Below are 18434 nucleotides of genomic sequence, written 5' to 3'. Positions count from 1 at the left end.
ACTCACATTCGATCTGGTCAAGGTAACGAGGCGAATTCAGGAACCGGGAGGGTATCTTCTTTGACCGTAGGAAATGTATACAAAGCACTTGAGCTGCAGGAGCCAGATCAATATGAGCTGGATGGGCTGGAGGTTGGTGTAACTTCGAATTGTAATCTCAAATGCGACTACTGCTGTGCCTATAAGCGTGATGACGGAAATTGCATCAGCGGCCAAGAGGTCATTCGCGTGATCAGTGAGCTACCTACGCTGAAGCGGGTGCGCTTGTCCGGCGGTGAGGTCACCCTGAGATTTCAGGATTGTCTGGACATTATTCAATACTGCTCCAGCCATGGGATTGATACACAGCTGAATACGAATGCCAGCCTGCTTAATGAACGGCGTGTCATGCAGCTACATGAAGCTGGTGTGTCCAATATTCACATTTCATATAACTTTACGGATGCTGAGCGGTATGCTGCTTACTATCGAGTGCCTGCCCAAGTTCATGCGAAGATCGAACATAACATTCGAGCTTGTACAGAAGCAGGTATCAGCACCGTGTTGGAGACGCTACTGTTCGATGAGACACAGGGCCGGATGCTGGACATCAGTGATCGTGTATATGATCTGGGTGTCAGAATCCATGAGATCCAGAACAGCATCATTATGGATCATCGCGGCTGGAACAAGATCGCTTCACGCGAAGCACTGGTTCGTTCGGTTCAGGAGCTCATTGCGCATAAGCAGGAAGATATGATGCTGTACTTTACATGTATGGATCGCTTTGCAGATCGTCTCGGACTTCAAGGCCAGCCTGGGGTGTATTTCTCCAATTGCGTAGATGGTACTCGTCAGCTTCATTTGCACGGGAACGGAGATATCATTATCTGTGAGCTCTGTCATCCGGTGGTGATCGGCAATATCTATCAAGGTACGTCTCTGAGTGATATATATCAGAACAGGCCACAGGCCTTACAGGAATATTTGGAGAAGCTGCCATGCCCGGCGTATGAAGCACTCTTCGGCGGTGAGTGAACCTAAGTTATCAATTAATCTTTAGCTTGTGATAGCCAGTACGCTTGTTCATCATATGAACCATGTGGCCGGATACATTCGTATCCGGTTTTTTGGTATACCCTGAGCAGGAAGGACCATACTATGCAGACAGTGCATGGTTAGGGATATCCGTGTTCAGTCATCCAGAAAGGGATGAAGTGAAGCATCGGGATTCATTTCGATATATGGGGCAAGAAGTATGATCCATGGCTGTGGTATGTATTCAAGCTGGGAGGCTGTGTAATGGGCAAAAAGATGAACCTGCTAATCTTCAGTGGGGATTACGATAAGGTCATGGCTGGATTGATTCTGGCTAATGCTGCTCGGGATATGGACGTGGAGGTGACGCTTTTCTTTGCATTCTGGGGGCTGTTGGTGCTGCGTGACCCCGAACGAATGACGAACGAAGGCAAGACGCTGCATGAGAAAATGATGAGCTGGATGACACCCAAGGGACCGGAGGAGCTGCCGCTCTCACATATGAACTTCAGTGGACTGGGCAAACAGATGATGACAGATATGATCGAGGAGCACGAGGCTCCAAAGCTGATTCATTACCTTAAGGGGGCACGCAAGAAGGATGTCCGGTTCTGTGCCTGCAAGCTGTCTGTCGAGATCATGGGCTTCAAGCCAGAGGAGTTCATTCCAGAAGTTGAGATTATGGATGCCCAGACATATTTGGGGGATGCACTTCAGTCGGATATGCAGCTGTTCATATAGGCAAAATTCCAAAAAGCCCCTGCATACATTGCAGGAGCTAACTCGGGCTTCATTTACGCTGAATAGCTTCTAAATACCTAAAGTGAATAGGCTAGCTGCGAGGCTTGAAAATACCAAACGGACGTCCTACAGGAAGGAACACTCGTCCAAAATGGACATTCAGTACTGCTGCGCCTGCGCCATAAAGGGATAGCAAACCGATCGCCATCTCAGAGTATGCTGCCAGTGCGTGTGATGCTTCCTCTGCAATTCCGAAGGCGTTCAGTGTGAGTCCAAGGAACAGGAAGTCGATCAGCAGGAAAATGAAGAATAGTACCTTGTGTGTCTCCATGGCCCCGATGGTCATGAAGATGGTGAAGATCAGGTACCCTGCGAATGCAAAGCCAAGCTGACGTCCATCCACCTGAGCGGCCAGCTCAGGGCCGAACGTACCGAGCTTGATCATCCAGCCAGCTGCCATAGAGAACCAGAAGAACGCATAGGCTCCGAAGGCTGTCATGCCGAAGGTGTTGTTGTGCTTGGCATCCAGCAGACATGCTAGTAGCTGGGCACAAGCTCCCAGGAATACGGCCCATGGAATGACGAGGCCAAGGCCTTCAGTCAGGCCCAGCTTTTGGGACGAAGCGACGAGTGTGACGATCGCCAGCCCGAATAGACCAATCCCGCTAGGATCGGCCGTTACAATCTTGACTTGAGTATGCGATGCGCTTTGCATGTGTTGCCAATGCCTCCAATATTATGGGTTCGTCATCTCCGCACGGAAATGATACAGCCTACAGTATAACGGATGTGAACACGTTCGCATAGAGCATAAATTGGGAAAGCTTTGTGTCGGGAATGGACTGCTGCTGCGGAGCTCAGTACATAGTGAACAGATGTGATTGTAGCCTACTCAGGAGGTATATTCATGATTAATAGAATAAAAGAAGAAAAAAAAGAGACCTGATTCAGAGTGAGTCAGGTCTCTTCTATGCACAAATGCTGTATACTGCATGCTGTTATAAGAAATTAGTATTTGTCTCCAGAGAACTTCGGATTAGGTCCATACTGATTATCCGTTGGCTCGCTATCAAGGCAAAGGAAATACAGTACAACAAAAGCACCGAATGGAACGAAACTAAGCAAGTACCACCAACCGGATTTGCCAATATCATGTAGACGACGAATAATTACAGCCAAACTAGGAAGCATAACAGCCAGAGAGTACAGGTAGACTAGTAGAAGCTCAATGCCAATCAGTTGCCCTATTATCGCAAGAACTAGAACAGCGATAGCATTGAATAGCGCAAACATCCAGTACTCTTTGCGTCTTGCTCTTCCAGAGAAGCCAACATAATTTTTCAACACCTTTAAGTACCATTCCATAATAAAATAAATTCCTCCTCAAAAATATGTAATATTAATCACAGCATTCAGCATCCGACAAATTATACCTTAATTAGCGTATGTCGGAAAGACCATAATATTCCTGAAAAGATAAAATTAATAACATAAATAGATTTTTTTAAGTCATATTGATGTGAGCTTTGAATTTTGGCTATGCTAGCAGTCTGAATACGAGATTATAAGCATATACATAGGATCAAATAAAAATAAGCTTATTATAAGCATGATATGATATATTTGAGAAAATATGACTATTAGGGGGAGCAACTTTGGTAGGACGTAGTGGTAATCCGACATTAAATGACAACACTTTTGAACGGGACGACTTTTATGGCTCACACGAGCCAATGACGATTGGGGGCACGGTCAACAAGGCATTCATGACATTGGCCATTCTAATCGGTGCAGCTATCGTTTCCTGGACCATGTATTTCAACGGGTATTCAGTGGGAGGACTCATCATCGGTGGAGCTATTGCAGGATTGGTTCTGGCCTTGATCATTTCCTTCAAACCAACAACAGCGCCATATTTGGTACCTGTATACGCTATTGCGGAGGGCCTGTTCGTGGGAGCGCTGTCTGCGAACTACGAGGCTTTATACTATGGAATTACCCTGCAAGCCGCTCTGTTGACCATGAGTGTATTTGTAGCTCTGTTGTTGGCTTATAAATCAAGGGTCATTCAGGCTACCCAGAATTTCAGATTAGGCGTATTTGCTGCCACTGCAGGCATTGCATTAATGTACCTGCTGAGCTTTGTTCTGAGCTTCTTTGGTATTACCGTACCTTATCTTCATGATAACAGTCTGATCGGTATCATTATATCGCTCGTCATCGTTGTAGTAGCTGCGCTCAATCTGGTCCTGGACTTTGACTTCATTGAGAGAGGGGCTGAGCAGGGGGCACCCAAGTATATGGAGTGGTACGGTGCTTTCGGCCTGATGGTTACGTTGGTGTGGCTGTATCTGGAGATGGTCCGTCTTCTCGCGAAGCTGCGCAGTCGTGACTAATTTGGGTAATGTCATCCTGTAGCTTTACAAATGGCTACTATGTAGAAGCAATCTTCCTAGTGAAGATTGCTTTTTTTGTGCTTGTGCGCACGAAGTGATAAGCCCTATTAAGTAGAGCTACTCTAATTCGGTTTGCCTTTAATCAGAATGTTCGAGGCCTTGCCGAAGTCAATACCTACTTTACCCGTCAACTCGGCCACCTTTTGTGCCAGGACGACTGCATTCACACCACAACAAATCAAAGCCACATCGAACTTGTCGCGGTTTCGAATCATGAATTGCAGGGCTTCGGTCATCTGTCCGTATTGGGAGAACGGGTAGGTCAACGTAATCTGCATCCGGTAAGGATCATTCTGAAGTACGCTCTTCAGTTGCGCAATCGATTGATACATGAGCATAATTCGTCGTCCGTGCAGCATGGCCCAGAACCGCGGGTTCTGCGCGAGCTGGCGATTGATCCATGCTGGACAGGTGTGTGTGGGATGGATTTGATAGTGGGTCATGATCTTGTTCGTCAGCTCTCGTTTGAGATAAGTAGGAGCCTGGATAATCTGATCTCCGGGGGGGAGCAGACCTACAATACTGGCTCTGCGGATTGAACGGACCAGTAGATTCCTGAGTGAAATATTAGGAAGCTTTACCCCCTTGTGTCCCTGATTGGCTTTGATGACCCAAGGCTCCTGCAAAATCTCATCCATGGACATGATGGTATTTTGTGACAGTACCAGGTTCTCCCCGTCGCCAATCCGAACCAGTGAAAAGGGTTGCCCTTTCTCCAGGGCCATACCAATTCTTCGGATGACTTCTTCTTGCCCCAGATGGACGCTATTGGCCATATCAGCACACTCCTTTGCAGCTTGCATCTCCTCGTAGAGATTCTATGAACAAAAGCGTGCGGACGCTTGTACTCCAGACCTGATTGGAGTCAGAAAAACAACCTGTTCCGCCTTTGCACCTGATACCATATCGCGGCAGAGCTAGCGAATAACTATCTTTTGCTGATAGCTAGCGATTGTCCATTCCAATTGAAAGGATCATTCATAAGTTAATATATGCTGCGAGCATAGGAGAAGGATATCAACGCAAGGAAGTGAGTGAATGTCAAGCAAAAGAGTTGTGATTGAAATCAATTTCAACAACTATGGCATCGACCCTGCAAGGCTGACGGAGTCGTGGATTGCCAACCGGATCGCCATCTTTCATAAATATACGCTGCGAAGTCTGAAGAAGCAGACGAATCAAGATTATTTGTGTCTCATCAAGACAGCAGGCGACTGCGAGCAGATCATCAAGTCTGTTCTAGGCAAATATCCACCGCTTCCACCGCATATCCGCTTTGTGACCAGTATCGAGGCCAAACGTCAGACCGAAGCCTATATTGCAGGCTATGAGGATTTGTACATCGCCCGCCAGGATTCGGATGATCTCTTTCACAAGACCTTCGTCCAACAGCTCCACCAGTTCAAGCATAAGCCTATCACCCAAGTACTGATTACCCAGAATGGCTACATGTGGGATACCGTAGAGAACAGCATGATACCGATGTATTTTGAATCACCGCAATATTATACCCTCATCTATAGTGTCAAAGCCTTCATGGCTGGCAAGCGCTATAAGCTTCCCGGAGGACACGGCTATGCCATCAAGATGCGCCATGAGCTACTGAAGCCGCGTAACTATGTCAATATCGTGCATCCTTCCATAACCTCTAAGAAGCGGCTGCCGGCGCATATTACCAGACTGACCCCCGCTAATATGAAGAACATTCTGAATGACTTTATGTAGTTAGCATTTGGGCATTCAAATCCAGAGTAGGACAATACCGAACCGGTAGCTACCTTTAACATTCCAAGACAGGAAGGAGATTCTCATGTTCAAAGACAAGACGATTCTGATCACAGGCGGTACGGGATCGTGGGGGTATGAGTTGACTCGGAAGCTGCTTAAGAAAGCCCCGCGCGAGATTCGTATCTTGTCCCGTAATGAATTCTCTCAGGTCAAAATGCAGCGAACGTTCCAGTCGGATGTAATCAAGTTCATCATTGGTGACGTACGGGATTATGAGGCCGTTCATGAGGCTTGCCGCAGTGTGGATTATGTATTCCATCTCGCTGCGCTCAAGCATGTGCCTGTCTGTGAGGAATACCCGCAGGAAGCGCTCAAGACCAACGTGCTTGGCACGGAGAATATTATTAAGGCCAGTATTGAGCAGCGGGTGGAAAAGGTTATTGATGTCTCTACCGACAAGGCTGTGGACCCGATTAATTTCTACGGCATGACCAAGGCGCTCGGAGAGAAGCTGATGATTCGAGCCAACCGGTTGAGTCCGCATACCCGCTTTGTATGTATCCGCGGAGGTAACGTGCTGGGAACGAATGGCAGCGTGGTGCCACTGTTCAAGCAGCAGATTCTGGATGGTCAGGATCTCACACTTACGCAAAAGGATATGACCCGGTTTTTCCTAACCGTATCGGAGGCCATTGATCTGTTGCTAGAGGCTTCACATGCGGCAATTGGCGGGGAGACGTTCGTGATGAAGATGAATGCTTGTCTGATTACGGATCTGGCCAAGACACTGGGCAAGTACTTAGCCAAGCGTGAGGTAGGCTTTAGAGAGATCGGGATTCGCCCGGGAGAGAAGCTGCATGAGGACCTGGTGTCACCGTATGAATCTCCATACACCTACAAGTACAGCGAGCAATACTATGTCATATTGCCTTCCCATCCTTCAACGGAGCTGGTGGAGAGGTATAAGACATATCCAGCGGTTACCTTTGACAAATACCATTCCAATGCAAATCTTCTAGATGAAGAGGGGATTGCGAATCTGTTGAAAAGAGGCGGCATGCTGGCCGCGGATGCCCGTCCGCTCAGATAACCGCTTGAATAATAGGCGGGAGGTAGAGTCAGATGGCGAATAATGATCAGGTGAATCTGCGCTATTATGGCTTGGTGAATTCCGAGCAGTCCCATGAAGCTACACGCCAGCGCGTACACTGGATATGCAAGCGAGTGGTGGGGAACACAGTGCTCGACATTGGCTGCAGTCAAGGGATCACCTCCATATTGCTAGCCCGCGAAGGCTTTCAGGTCACAGGAATTGATATTGAGGATACAAGCATCAAGTATGCCAAGAGTGAGCTGATGAAGGAATCGTTGCTGGTGCAAAAGAAGGCGCGTTTTCTACTCAAGGATATAACGATGCTGCAGCCTAAGGAAGGTACGTATGACACGGTCATCATGGGGGAGATTCTGGAGCATTTCTCTCAGCCTAACAAGCTGCTGTCAGCTGCTCATCGTCTGCTGAAAAAGGGGGGGAGGGTCATTATTACGGTGCCCTTCGGCTACCTTCCCTTTCATGATCATAAGCAGTCCTTCTATGTGGGCAGCTTGTGCAGACTGCTGGAGTCCTATTTCGATGAACTGAGTGTCGAGGTACAGAGCAAATATATATGCTATGCAGGTCGCAGGAAGGATCAGATTAGCAAGCAGATTGATACGGAATTCAAGGTTCCGCAATTACTCAAGTGGATGCAACAGGATCAGGCCCAGTATCTCAATTATGAGAAGAAGAGCGATAAGCTACTCAGGGAACGCAAGCAGTATATGGACAGCAGGGATAAGAAGCTGCAAGAGCTGCGTCAGCAATCCGAGCAGCTTGGCAAGCAGATTGAGGTGCTGCGAGCTCAATTGGCGCAGGAGCGAGTGAACGTTGCCCATTTGCGAGGACAGCTGAACAGCGGACCAGGGAAATAAGATTCAGAATGCTTGTCATAGTACGTAATGCTACGGATTCAAGTGTGCATGAGCGTCTCTGCCAATGGGCAGTCCATGATCAAGCTATAGAGATGAATAGTCAGACTATGGAAAGGATGTGAAGGCTGCCTAAGGGCAGCCTTCTTGTCTTGGAATTAGACCATGCAGCGGTGGCCACTTCCCGCAGTATTGGCTACCTTGTAATGGTGGTTGTATTCACGATATGGAGTCCGTCCACCTGCTATTCTCTACACATGAAGTGATGGTTCCATCCGCATGGGTCTGCTCAGGTGTGATTATTCTACGGGCAGGCGATATACAGCAAAAGGCTCCTGATGAATATAACGGCTGCTCGCATTCTCCAGCCGCTGTGCAATATCGTCACTGTAGGACAAGTCTACACTTGGCAGGCTTTCAAGCAGCTGCTCTGGACGAGTGGCACCTACAATAACCGTAGAGACCGCAGGTTGGTGCATGAGCCAAGCCAGTGACAGAGCTACAGGACTGGTATTCAGCTCAGCAGCCAGCGTTCCAACCTCTGTCCCGAGTTGAATCCGATCTGGACTCAGAAAGCGTGAGAAGTTAGGGTCCGTGTCTGCTCTGGACCCTGAAGGAACTTGTCCCTGAGCATATTTGCCTGTCAGGATTCCTCCAGCAAGGGGGAAGTAAGGGATAATACCGATGTCCTGATCAAGGCAGAGAGGCATCAGTTCTCTCTCAGGAGTGCGATCTGCAAGGGAATAACTGACCTGGACAGATATATAACGAGCGAACCGCTGCTGCTCACTGATGCTGAGTGCCTTCATGAGCTCCCAGGCTGCATAGTTAGATGCTCCGATATAGCGGATTTTACCGGCAGATATCAGATCATCCAATGTGCGAAGAGTCTCTTCCAGTGGTGTTGATGGATCGAAGGTGTGAATCTGATACAGATCTACATAGTCTGTCTTGAGGCGACGAAGACTATCCTCCAATTCGCGCTGGACATGGAGACGCGAAGAACCAGCTTGATTCGGCCCCTGTCCGCGAGGTAATCCGGCCTTGGTCGCTAGCACAGCCTCATGCCGTCGCCCTTGCAGCGCAAGACCGATGATGCGTTCCGACTCGGTGTTGGCATAGATATTGGCGGTATCCAGGAACTGTATCCCTGCATCGAGCGCGGTGTGGATGATTCGAATGGAGCTCTCCTCGTCAGCTCGTTTCCCAAAGGCATTCGTACCCAGTCCTAATGCAGATACCTGTAGACCACTGTGCCCCAGACGGCGGTAATGCATGTTGCTCACTCCTTTGCATTCAGTTGGTCCTATTATTGCAAATACTCACTGGGCCATGCAATGTGCCAGCTACAGTGTCAATGCGCTCTTGCTAAAGTGACCCATTCATGCCGCGTGCAGATCCTCGTGCTTGGCGCCCTCCTCTTGGTCCTACTGCGTGTCATACGCTAGTCTGCTAAGTGTGCGAACGGACAGTATTCGCATGTGCGGTGGTGGTTGTCTCTTGCCGCTGTAGACTGAGACTCCATAGAACCAGCAGTACAGCTAAAGCGACCATGAGTCCACCCACCCAGGTGGTATGGATCAGCCCGATACTTGCGGTTACTTGTCCGCCGATGAATGCACCTAACGCAATCCCCGCATTGAAGGCTGCGATATTCAGGGCAGAAGCGAAATCCACGGCAGTAGGAGCATATCGCTCAGCCAGAGTAACAACATAAATCTGCAATCCTGGTACATTCATGAAGGCCAGCAAGCCCATGAGCAGTACCGTTATTAGCCCAAGCACGGAGTCCGCTGCAGTCCAACCGAGAATGAACAGGACGACGGATTGAGCTATGAACATGAATAAGAGTGCTCGTAGCGGCTTTTGATTGGCGCCTCGCCCTCCAATAATATTACCGAGCGCAATAGCTAGCCCATAGATTAATAAGATGACGGCCACCGTCGATTCACGATAGCCTGAGATATTTTGCAGCAATGGTGCGAGATACGTGAATACCGCGAAGGTTCCGCCATAGCCTAGAGCAGTCATGGCAAAAGCCAGCAGCAGCCGCTGATTCGTAAGCAGCTTGATCCGGTCTCGCATGGAAGCTAGCGAGCCTCCGCGTAGATCTGCAGGTACTAATAGCTGATTGGCTATCAAGCTCACTATACCAATAATGACGATCGCAATGAAGGCAACGCGCCAGCCCCATTGTTGTCCAATCATGGTACCCAGCGGAACCCCGGTAATGGTTGCTACTGTTAGGCCGGAGAACATGATGGCGATGGCACTGGCCCGTCGGCTTGCAGGCACGAGATCGGCAGCAATGGTGGAACCGATGGACATGAATAGACCATGGGCGAGAGCAGATAGCACTCTGGCTACCAGCAGCAGGACAATACCTTGAGCCGCAGCAGCCAGGCTATTGCCGAGAATGAAGACCAGCATAATCCCGATCAGCAGGTGCTTACGCCGTATTCCTGAGGTCAGGGAGGTTAGAATCGGTGCTCCGAGCATGACGCCCAGCGCATATAAGGTGACGGTCAGGCCAGCAGTCGTAACGGATATATGAAGATCATTGGCGATCAGGGGAAGCAGCCCTACGCTAATGAACTCGGTCGTTCCAATGGCAAATGCGCTAACGGCAAGAGCTAGCAGAGCCAGCCTGCTCCGTGCATTAGATGTAGACATGAAATGGATCACTCCTAAATATTGAGATGTGTAGCAGGTAAGTGCTATTATGACTGGAAGGAATACAGATGAATAGTACGTACTTTTTAGTGATATAAGTACCTGAAAGTAATGTAGGTACTTTTTGGTGCCTATTAGAACATACAAAGCGATAGGATAATGGAGGTAATGAACGTGGGAAAGAAATATAATATTTCTGTGGAAGCAACACTTGAGGTAATCGGGGGGAAATGGAAATGTGTGATCCTCTGCCATCTGACACATGGCAAAATGCGCACCAGTGAATTGAAGCGCGTGATGCCCAGCATTACGCAGAAAATGCTGACCCAACAGCTGCGAGAGCTGGAGGAGGATGGCATTGTGAACCGGATCACCTATAACCAGGTGCCCCCGAAGGTTGAATATGAGCTGACAGAGTATGGTAGAAGTCTGAAGCCCATTCTCGATTCGCTCTGTGCCTGGGGGGAGCAGCACATTGTTCGGGAGTATGGCGATAAGCATACGGTACTGGTAGATAGTCCGTTAAACCGGTAATTTTGAGCCCTATAGCAGGGTCCGAAACAACCATTAGGAAGGCTATAGACAGTCTCAGTACAGGCGTAAGTTACTGGGACCAACTGCTTTTACCGTTCAAATGATCCTTAATGAAGATTTTAAGGAATCGGAGTAAATTATTTACTTCTTAATTCCGATATATTATTGATAACATATACTTCATTGAAGAGAGAGTGGTCCGCGATGCAAATGAACGGTATTTATGCATCATCAACTTCAAGCACTGTGGCAGTAAAGAATAATCAGTCTGCTACAAGATCGCTTGCCCCTGCAGATAACAAAGCTTCGGACGCAGTAGAGACGTACACCCCGAGTGTGATTGACGAAGGACAACAGGAGCTTCGTGCATTGGGAGGGCGGTGGATTGGTGGAAGGGAATTTGGTTCGCTTCACGGTACGGACTACTCAAAGAATTTTCAGGATGATGTGAGCGGATTTTTAGTAAAAAGCGCATATGAACGTGATCAACTGCTTCAGCGTTACACAGGAGACGAATTGAATCAGCGTCTTGAGCAGTACGATAAGCAAGTTCAACTTAAAATAGAGGATATTGCGCAGACAACTGCAGATACCTTGGCCAACTATCTGAATTATGAGAGTGATTCATTATTTGAATTTGACAACGCTATGCAGAAGGAGTTTCTCTCTACCTACGAGCCCATCTTCGATAAGGATCAGTTGGCTGGTCGAATTAAGAGTATGCTACAGGAGCAGCAACAGATATTAGGCAAGTTACAGGCAGAGCAAGGAGACAAGTGGAATCAGGTTGTTGAGCAGGGTGGTAAAGGACTTACAGACTTCCGAGACCAATTGAAGCAAGCAACAGGCCAAGCTTTTGCAACGGAGTCTACATCCTTTCAGGATATTAGCTATCAGGACGTGGCGGAAGTATTTAATGCGTTGGTCCATACGAGCACCAGGGCATTCAATTCAACGAGTCTTAATCCCGATTGGATAGCCAACACGCTGGGAGCCGCACGTCTCAAGTTGGATTTGTATTTGCAGCAATCGCCAATGTCTTCTGCGATCAAGGAGCAGCTGAGCCAGTCTGTGGATGCTGCGATGAATAACAAGCTGAGGGTCGCCGAATTCAAAGACTACAGATCTTCGCTTATGATTAATCCTAGGTTCCGGGAGAAATTCAAGTCTTATGATGAGATGTCATTAGAGATTAAACGTATGTTCGACAAGCAAATGCAGGACCCTGACGCGAAGAAGACTGTAGGAGTCATCATGTGGGAGAGTATGAAGGGGCTTCTGAATCAGAAGCCGGAAGATCTTCGCAGTGGCCTGATTAACGCCTTTAATAGCTTGCATCATAACATGATATCTGCACCGAGTATGGAAGGGGATGTAGAGCCCAAGGCCAAGCTTGAATTTGCCAATCAAGTTCGAGATGAGAAAGTGGAAGACTGGAACAGCTTCATTTCTTCCCTGAATATGGACCAGCAGCAAAAGAGCACGCTAACTATACCCAAGAATAGCATTGATATCAAAGTGTAGTCGTGTATAACATAGAGCCTCCGTTCGGTGTCTAGCCGGACAGAGGCTCTTCATGTATGTGCTAGTTCGAGGCTTCAATTCCCGATTAGGGGAATATCAAGCTGAATAGGCGAATCGATCTGTAAAGGGTAAGAGCTAATCGTCATCAGCATTGGACCGTGGGCATTGGCGCCATTTTAAAATACATACTTTCAAAATAAACGGAGCGCTCATTTCCTTTAGTTAATGCGATATCACTCTTCCAGCTTCGTCCTCTTTCATCGACCAGTTCCAGCTGTGAGAAGTTAAATATCTCTTTCTGCAATAACTCCATCTAGTTATCTGAATCATTCCTTTCGATATCTAATGGATTGCGCAGCTGGTCCAAGGCCCTGGCACAAAAGGTCAGTATTAGAAGCATTACTAACAACCATTCCCTAGACCCATTCCCAGTGTATAACAAAAAGGCAGTGCGACTCGCACTGCCTGTCTGAAAAATCATTAAATATTACCATAGATCTTTAATGAGTATCACAGGCCTAATTTCTATGACCATGGTCAGTAATGAATTTCTATTACCTTAAATCAGGCCAGATTGCTGTAGCAATCTTCTTAGAATGGCTGCTGTCTCAGCTCTTGTTATCGACTGCTGTGGTGCAATCGTGTTCGATCCGCGGCCAGTGACCAGTCCAGTGTGGATGCTCGTTGCGGCTGCTTCCTTCGCCCAGCTCGCTACCTGGGCTGCATCTGTGTAGCTGGACAATTGCTGTACCGCACCTGCAGGTACTTGGCTGTCTAGTCCGGTTACTTTCATCGCCCGCGCGATCAGAGCCATCGCTTCCTGACGGGTAATGCGCTCTTGCGGACGGAATGTACCGTCCTCGTAGCCACCGATCAGGCTGTAGCTGGAGGCAGTGTTTACGACATCTGCATACCAGTCGCTATCACTGACATCACTGAAGCTGTTGCTTCCTTCACCTGGCTTCAGACCAAGTGCACGTACGACGACAGCTGCGAATTCTGCGCGTGTAATGCTGCGATCCGGCTCGAATGTATTGTTCGAGACGCCGCTGACAATCATACGCGATCCCATATCATTCACTTCAGTCTTGCTCCAGTGGTTCGCTACATCCGCGAACGTTTGCGGGTTATAAATGGCACTATATGCACTATTAGTCAAGCTGTTAATCTGTGCATGATATACGCCATTGACTTGCGTGACTTTAGTTGGTACATGACGAACGCTGCCATCAGACTCAAGTACGATGCCTGTTGTAATCTGACTAGGATCGATGTTGGCTGGAAGGGTAATCGTGCGCTCTACGTAGCTGTTGAATTGGTTCACAGCTACTTTTTTACCGTCATAAGTAGCAGTAACGTTGAATTCCACAGGTGATCCGACAAGGGTATATCCGCCTTGTTGTGCAGCAGATTCGGCTGCCTGTACCGTAGTATTGCTCAGACGAGCGATCTCTACCTGCAGTTTGATGTTCTCCAGGGAGGCATTGCTGTTCAAGCCAAGCTGTTGAGCCAAGCTGTTAATCTGGATCTGCTGTGCAGGCAAAGTGTAGGTTGCTGCTTCGGTCTGGAGCACGAGTACCGCCTGCTTGTCCTCCATGAGCTTCACGGTCTGTCCGTTCAGTTCACCGATGACTGCATCTGCATTCTCACTATCGCTGCCTGAGACCGGAATAGTCACTACGGTACCCTGACTTTCGGAATTCAGCTTCTGGGCAATAGCCTCAGCATTTACAGTAATCGTCACTACCTTTTGCCCGTTCACATCAGTAGTCGTCAACGTTCCAGCAGATTCGGCTTGTCCGTTCACCAATACCTGAACGCTGTTGCTTGTGTTATTGCCAGTCGAAGGAGGTGTTGCTCCACCTCCACCAGTTGAACCACCAGTGCTTGATGAGCCTCCAGTCTTACCGTTATTAATGGTGTCATCAGAGCTGCTGGTTCTGCGGGTAATGAGCAGTGTGTAGGTCTTCTTCGTGCTACCATCTGGTGCAGTTACTTCGATGGTTACGGTATTACGACCACTTGTGAGAGCTATGTCTGCACTGTTTCCACTTGTGCCATTGATCAGAATGCTTGCACCCTCTTGGGCTGTAGCAATGCTAATCAACACGGAGCGAGTTGCATTGTTCACTGTAGCAGTGTACTGCTCTACATCCGGGTTGAAGGCTGGAGTCAGATTCAGTCCCGGAATTGTGATGGCTGTCAGGGCGGCATCCTGTGATGGAGCTACGGCCTGACGAGTCACATGAATGATGTATGTCTTCGTTTGTCCATTTTGTGCAGTTACCACGATCGTAATTGGATTGCTGCCTACAGACAGGGTAATAGGCCCGCTCGCCACGCCACTTGTCACGACAGAACCATTCACTGTCATGGTTGCATTCTCGTCGTCAGTAGCTGCAGTAACTGTGATGCTGCGAGTTGCATTATCGACTTCCACATCGTAGACTGCTGTCTTCGGGGCGAAGGCCGGAGATAGTGCACCACCAGACAATGTCAGCTCGCCCAGATAAGCATTGTTACTAACCAGGCCAAGGCGATTTATCACCAGATTGTAGGTATTGCTATTGCCGTTCTCGGCAGTAACCTTGATCTGTACAGGATTCAAGCCCTCTACCAGATCAGAAATGGTATAGGTATATACCTCGTCTGTTACGGATTGGTAAGTCACTCCTGTGACCGACAGTGTCTGACTAAGCTCTGGTTTGGTCAAGGAGAACTTCAGGCTTGTTACTTCAGGAGCCACATCGACTTCATAATCCAGTTCTTCAGGCGTGAAGCTTGGCTCTAGCGTACCTTGTTCGACACTCAAGCCAGATAGGATGGCAGAAGCCGATTTCCATTTCGCATACAGTGTGATATGGCTAGTCACTGGCGTATGGAATTCATAAGCCTGAGTCAGTTCGCTGTCTGTGTACCAGCCGAAGAAGGAGTAGCCAGGTCTCTCAGGAGACGGAGGCTCCACTGCAGCATGGTTGTAGCTTACTTGTTGGCTATCAATGCTCGTACCTCCGTTGGTTTCGAAGGTTACAGTTGCATCCGCATTTTGCCATTGGGCGTAAAGGTTGACGTCCGCATTGTCGATTGTGAACGTATCATCCGAATTATACTTGATGCCGGTTCCGTCTGCTGCTGTGTTCCAGCCCGCGAAGGTGTAGCCCGCTCTCTCCAGATTCCCTGTATTTCCAGCTACGGTGACTGTAGGGGACACAGTGGAATAGCTATTGTTGTCTACTGGTGCAATACCTGCATCCGCGCCATTGCCATTGTAAGTGACATTATATTGGGTAACCAGTGACTTCACCGTTAATTTACTACTAACTGATTGATCTGTATAAGCGACATACGGAATGTCATTGGAGTCCAGAGCAAACGATACAGACTGTACTTGATTAGTAGTAGTAGGTCCTGTAAAGTTACCTCCTCCAACAGGCTGCCACTGATTACCTACGAGCTTTCTGATAGCTCCAAAAGGCGGCTGCACGAAAGGAGTCCCGTTGTCGCTATAAGCAACATAAGGGGTTCCTTCGGAATCGAAGGCCAGAGTGTTGTCTCTTGTACTGCTAACAGAGAAGCCACTGTTTCCTACAGCCTCCCACTGGGTTCCAGTGAACTTTAATACAGTAGTTTTATAAGAAACGTCTCCATTTGAAAAAGCAATATAAGGAACATCGTTGGGGCCGATTGCGATCGCGTGATTCGTAGATTGACCGGCTGTGAGCTTGTTAGCCCCCACGTAATTCCATTGCGTACCGTTGAACTTCTTAACGGACAATCTGTAATTGTCTGTTCCGTCACTGTACACGACATAAGGGGTGTCTTGAGAATCCAGAGCGAGAGCCATTTCATTGGCAAAGGTTGTGGTCACTGGCGCTCCACCCACGGTAGACCATGCATTATTTGTGAACTTTATGACTACAGCTCTAGTCTGATTCGGGTGATCTCTGAAGAGTACGTAGGGATTATTTGCGGAGTCGAAAGCGATCTGCATACCATTCGCTGCACCTGGTGAAAGGTTGCCACTCCCTACAGATTCCCATTGGCCAGCAGTGAATTTCTTAACTGCTAGTCCATAACTGTTGGCCCCATCCTGGTAAACAAGGTATGGTGTACCTTGCTTGTCAATTGCCAGGAACAATTCATTAGCTTCTCCCGAAGAGAGCCCAGGGGTTCCCACGGCTTCCCACTGGCCATTCACAAATTTCATTACTGTTGCCTTATCGGCGTTCCCTACATCCTTAAAAGCAACATAAGGAATATCTTGAGGGTCCACTGCTACTGAGATATATTCGGCTTGTCCAGCACTGATTCCAGCACCACCCAAGGCAGTCCATGTGTCAGTAGCTGCATGAGCACGGTCTCCCCCCCATATGTTAAATCCAGGGATACCACCAAGGACTAGTAGACAGGCGAGTATCGTTGATACAGCTTTTTTTGCATTCAGGAAATTCCTGTTCATTCTCGACTTCCTTTCTCTAGTTGGTCTGTAAGTCACAAGTCTTAAGGACTATTGTAACGATGATCACTGAACCGATTCTGAACAGGAATCCCCATGCTTTCTCTCTTGTGTTCATCTTTAAAATTTGGGACAATGAGCAATAGGGCAAAAAGCAAGTAGTGTTTGTGATAAAGTGGCTTGAAATTGTCGTATACGAGGATCATTATGGAGATTGAAAAGAGGATAGCTATGAATAAGCCTTCTATATATGGATTAACGCTGGAGCAGCTGACGGGATGGCTGGGTGAGCGCGGATACTCCAAGTTCTGGGCCACACTGGTGTGGGAAGAGCTGTACCGCCGGAGAGTTACGGATTTTGAACGAATGACAGAGGTTAAGCCAGAGATTGTACAGCTGCTGTCAGAGCAGTTCGTCATGCATACGCTAAGTGAGCATGTGAAGCAGGAATCGCGAGACGGCACGGTCAAATTCCTCCTGAGACTACAGGATGGCAATCTGATTGAGACGGTGCTGATGCGGCAAAAGTACGGCATGTCTGTCTGTGTAACGACGCAGGTAGGCTGCAACATCGGGTGTAGCTTCTGTGCCAGTGGCCTCATCAAGAAGAGCCGGGATTTGTCGGCAGGCGAGATTGTGGAGCAGCTGATGAATGTGCAGCTGTATCTGGATCAGCGTGGACAAGATGAACGAGTCACTCACATTGTGGTGATGGGAATTGGCGAGCCGCTGGATAACTTTGAGCATGTATCTAACTTCGTCCGTATTATTAAGGATCACAAGGGCTTGGCTATCGGGCCAAAGCGTATAACGGTCTCAACAAGTGGTCTGCCAGAGAAGATCAAGGAATTTGCGGATAGTGACCTGCAGGTGCACTTGGCGATCTCTCTGCATGCTGCTACCAATGATCTGCGGACACGAATTATGAAGATTAACCGTGCTTTCCCGATCGAGCAGCTGATGGAGGCTGTCGATTATTATGTGGAGCGCACGAAGCGCCGGGTGATGTTCGAATATATCCTACTCAAGGATGTGAACGACCGCAGAGAGGATGCAGTTGAATTGGCACGGCTGATTGCACCTCGTCGTGGAAGCTCTAGTATTAATCTTATCCCCTACAATCCTGTTGATGAGCACAGCCAATATCAGCGTAGCGAACAGGAATCTATTGTTGCATTCTATGATATTCTGAAGAAGAATGGCATTAACTGCACGGTACGGCTTGAACATGGTACGGATATCGATGCAGCATGTGGACAGCTTCGTAGCAAGCAGATGAAGAAGGATGCAGCAGATCGCAAGCAAGTAACAGCCGGTTAAGGGGCGGGCAGAGGAAGAAG

16 protein-coding genes are annotated in these 18434 nt (G+C 48.2%); 10 read left to right on the top strand and 6 right to left on the bottom strand.

The genetic code is table 11. The features are described from left to right. Window positions 1-60 precede the first annotated feature (60 nt). From MKX74_RS27020 to MKX74_RS27010, 3 genes are all read left to right on the top strand, one after another. Window positions 61-1017 (top strand): radical SAM protein, encoded by a 957-nt coding sequence (locus MKX74_RS27020; protein ID WP_341180380.1) that lies wholly within the window; start codon window positions 61-63, stop codon window positions 1015-1017. 62 nt (window positions 1018-1079) lie between these two features. Then, window positions 1080-1241, top strand: a complete 162-nt coding sequence (locus MKX74_RS27015) for a hypothetical protein (RefSeq protein ID WP_155988690.1) — start codon at window positions 1080-1082, stop codon at window positions 1239-1241. A gap of 40 nt (window positions 1242-1281) precedes the next feature. Further along, complete coding sequence (locus MKX74_RS27010; protein ID WP_025681560.1) at window positions 1282-1758, top strand: DsrE/DsrF/DrsH-like family protein; 477 nt, start codon at window positions 1282-1284, stop codon at window positions 1756-1758. 91 nt (window positions 1759-1849) lie between these two features. Here the strand turns inward: MKX74_RS27010 and MKX74_RS27005 are convergent, their stop codons facing one another. Together MKX74_RS27005 and MKX74_RS27000 are read right to left on the bottom strand one after the other, a co-directional pair. Then, complete coding sequence (locus MKX74_RS27005) at window positions 1850-2473, bottom strand: acetate uptake transporter (RefSeq protein ID WP_018883838.1); 624 nt, start codon at window positions 2471-2473, stop codon at window positions 1850-1852. 293 nt (window positions 2474-2766) lie between these two features. Beyond that, window positions 2767-3123, bottom strand: a complete 357-nt coding sequence (locus tag MKX74_RS27000) for a DUF805 domain-containing protein (protein WP_028590648.1) — start codon at window positions 3121-3123, stop codon at window positions 2767-2769. 290 nt (window positions 3124-3413) lie between these two features. On the opposite strand from MKX74_RS27000, the gene MKX74_RS26995 reads away from it, so the two are divergent. Continuing rightward, entirely contained in the window at window positions 3414-4154 is a 741-nt protein-coding gene (locus MKX74_RS26995; RefSeq protein ID WP_018883840.1) for a Bax inhibitor-1/YccA family protein, read from the top strand. 122 nt (window positions 4155-4276) lie between these two features. On the opposite strand, the gene MKX74_RS26990 is transcribed toward MKX74_RS26995, so the two are convergent. Further along, window positions 4277-4990, bottom strand: a complete 714-nt coding sequence (locus tag MKX74_RS26990) for a GT-D fold domain-containing glycosyltransferase (protein ID WP_341180379.1) — start codon at window positions 4988-4990, stop codon at window positions 4277-4279. Between the two features lie 262 nt (window positions 4991-5252). On the opposite strand from MKX74_RS26990, the gene MKX74_RS26985 reads away from it, so the two are divergent. From MKX74_RS26985 to MKX74_RS26975, 3 genes are all read left to right on the top strand, one after another. Further along, on the top strand, window positions 5253-5939 hold the full coding sequence (locus MKX74_RS26985; protein WP_018883842.1) for a glycosyltransferase: 687 nt from the start codon (window positions 5253-5255) through the stop codon (window positions 5937-5939). An 85-nt stretch (window positions 5940-6024) separates the two neighbouring features. Beyond that, entirely contained in the window at window positions 6025-7032 is a 1008-nt protein-coding gene (locus MKX74_RS26980) for a polysaccharide biosynthesis protein (RefSeq protein WP_341180378.1), read from the top strand. A 32-nt stretch (window positions 7033-7064) separates the two neighbouring features. After that, the gene (locus tag MKX74_RS26975) at window positions 7065-7910 is read left to right on the top strand and encodes a class I SAM-dependent methyltransferase (protein ID WP_341180377.1); all 846 of its coding nucleotides are present in this window, start codon (window positions 7065-7067) and stop codon (window positions 7908-7910) included. 296 nt (window positions 7911-8206) lie between these two features. On the opposite strand, the gene MKX74_RS26970 is transcribed toward MKX74_RS26975, so the two are convergent. Together MKX74_RS26970 and MKX74_RS26965 are read right to left on the bottom strand one after the other, a co-directional pair. Then, a complete protein-coding gene (locus MKX74_RS26970) occupies window positions 8207-9184 on the bottom strand; it encodes an aldo/keto reductase (RefSeq protein WP_341180376.1) in 978 nt (325 codons plus the stop codon). Between the two features lie 175 nt (window positions 9185-9359). Further along, the gene (locus MKX74_RS26965; protein ID WP_341180375.1) at window positions 9360-10580 is read right to left on the bottom strand and encodes an MFS transporter; all 1221 of its coding nucleotides are present in this window, start codon (window positions 10578-10580) and stop codon (window positions 9360-9362) included. A 168-nt stretch (window positions 10581-10748) separates the two neighbouring features. On the opposite strand from MKX74_RS26965, the gene MKX74_RS26960 reads away from it, so the two are divergent. Next, entirely contained in the window at window positions 10749-11114 is a 366-nt protein-coding gene (locus MKX74_RS26960) for a winged helix-turn-helix transcriptional regulator (RefSeq protein WP_084165470.1), read from the top strand. A 246-nt stretch (window positions 11115-11360) separates the two neighbouring features. Further along, window positions 11361-12638: a hypothetical protein gene (locus MKX74_RS26955; protein ID WP_341180374.1), complete on the top strand. Its 1278-nt coding sequence runs from the start codon at window positions 11361-11363 to the stop codon at window positions 12636-12638. Window positions 12639-13197: 559 nt separating this feature from the next. On the opposite strand, the gene MKX74_RS26950 is transcribed toward MKX74_RS26955, so the two are convergent. Then, window positions 13198-17097, bottom strand: coding sequence for a cadherin-like beta sandwich domain-containing protein (locus tag MKX74_RS26950; RefSeq protein ID WP_341180373.1), 3900 nt, complete (start codon window positions 17095-17097; stop codon window positions 13198-13200). 228 nt (window positions 17098-17325) lie between these two features. On the opposite strand from MKX74_RS26950, the gene rlmN reads away from it, so the two are divergent. Beyond that, on the top strand, window positions 17326-18414 hold the full coding sequence (gene rlmN, locus MKX74_RS26945) for a 23S rRNA (adenine(2503)-C(2))-methyltransferase RlmN (protein WP_028590657.1): 1089 nt from the start codon (window positions 17326-17328) through the stop codon (window positions 18412-18414). The last annotated feature ends 20 nt before the right edge of the window (window positions 18415-18434 follow it).

Source organism: Paenibacillus sp. FSL K6-1230 (genome assembly GCF_038002385.1).
Lineage (GTDB): Bacteria > Bacillota > Bacilli > Paenibacillales > Paenibacillaceae > Paenibacillus > Paenibacillus massiliensis.
This window is presented reverse-complemented; position numbering and strand designations above follow the sequence as displayed.

Bases quoted from the DNA above. Each gene is read 5' to 3' on its own strand.
- MKX74_RS27015 (WP_155988690.1), top strand. From the start codon at position 1,080: ATGTGGCCGGATACATTCGTATCCGGTTTTTTGGTATACCCTGAGCAG.
- MKX74_RS27010 (WP_025681560.1), top strand. From the start codon at position 1,282: ATGGGCAAAAAGATGAACCTGCTAATCTTCAGTGGGGATTACGATAAG.
- MKX74_RS27005 (WP_018883838.1), bottom strand. From the start codon at position 2,473: ATGCAAAGCGCATCGCATACTCAAGTCAAGATTGTAACGGCCGATCCT.
- MKX74_RS27000 (WP_028590648.1), bottom strand. From the start codon at position 3,123: ATGGAATGGTACTTAAAGGTGTTGAAAAATTATGTTGGCTTCTCTGGA.
- MKX74_RS26990 (WP_341180379.1), bottom strand. From the start codon at position 4,990: ATGGCCAATAGCGTCCATCTGGGGCAAGAAGAAGTCATCCGAAGAATT.
- MKX74_RS26985 (WP_018883842.1), top strand. From the start codon at position 5,253: ATGTCAAGCAAAAGAGTTGTGATTGAAATCAATTTCAACAACTATGGC.
- MKX74_RS26980 (WP_341180378.1), top strand. From the start codon at position 6,025: ATGTTCAAAGACAAGACGATTCTGATCACAGGCGGTACGGGATCGTGG.
- MKX74_RS26975 (WP_341180377.1), top strand. From the start codon at position 7,065: ATGGCGAATAATGATCAGGTGAATCTGCGCTATTATGGCTTGGTGAAT.
- MKX74_RS26970 (WP_341180376.1), bottom strand. From the start codon at position 9,184: ATGCATTACCGCCGTCTGGGGCACAGTGGTCTACAGGTATCTGCATTA.
- MKX74_RS26965 (WP_341180375.1), bottom strand. From the start codon at position 10,580: ATGTCTACATCTAATGCACGGAGCAGGCTGGCTCTGCTAGCTCTTGCC.
- MKX74_RS26960 (WP_084165470.1), top strand. From the start codon at position 10,749: ATGAACGTGGGAAAGAAATATAATATTTCTGTGGAAGCAACACTTGAG.
- MKX74_RS26950 (WP_341180373.1), bottom strand. From the start codon at position 17,097: ATGAACAGGAATTTCCTGAATGCAAAAAAAGCTGTATCAACGATACTC.
- rlmN (WP_028590657.1), top strand. From the start codon at position 17,326: ATGAATAAGCCTTCTATATATGGATTAACGCTGGAGCAGCTGACGGGA.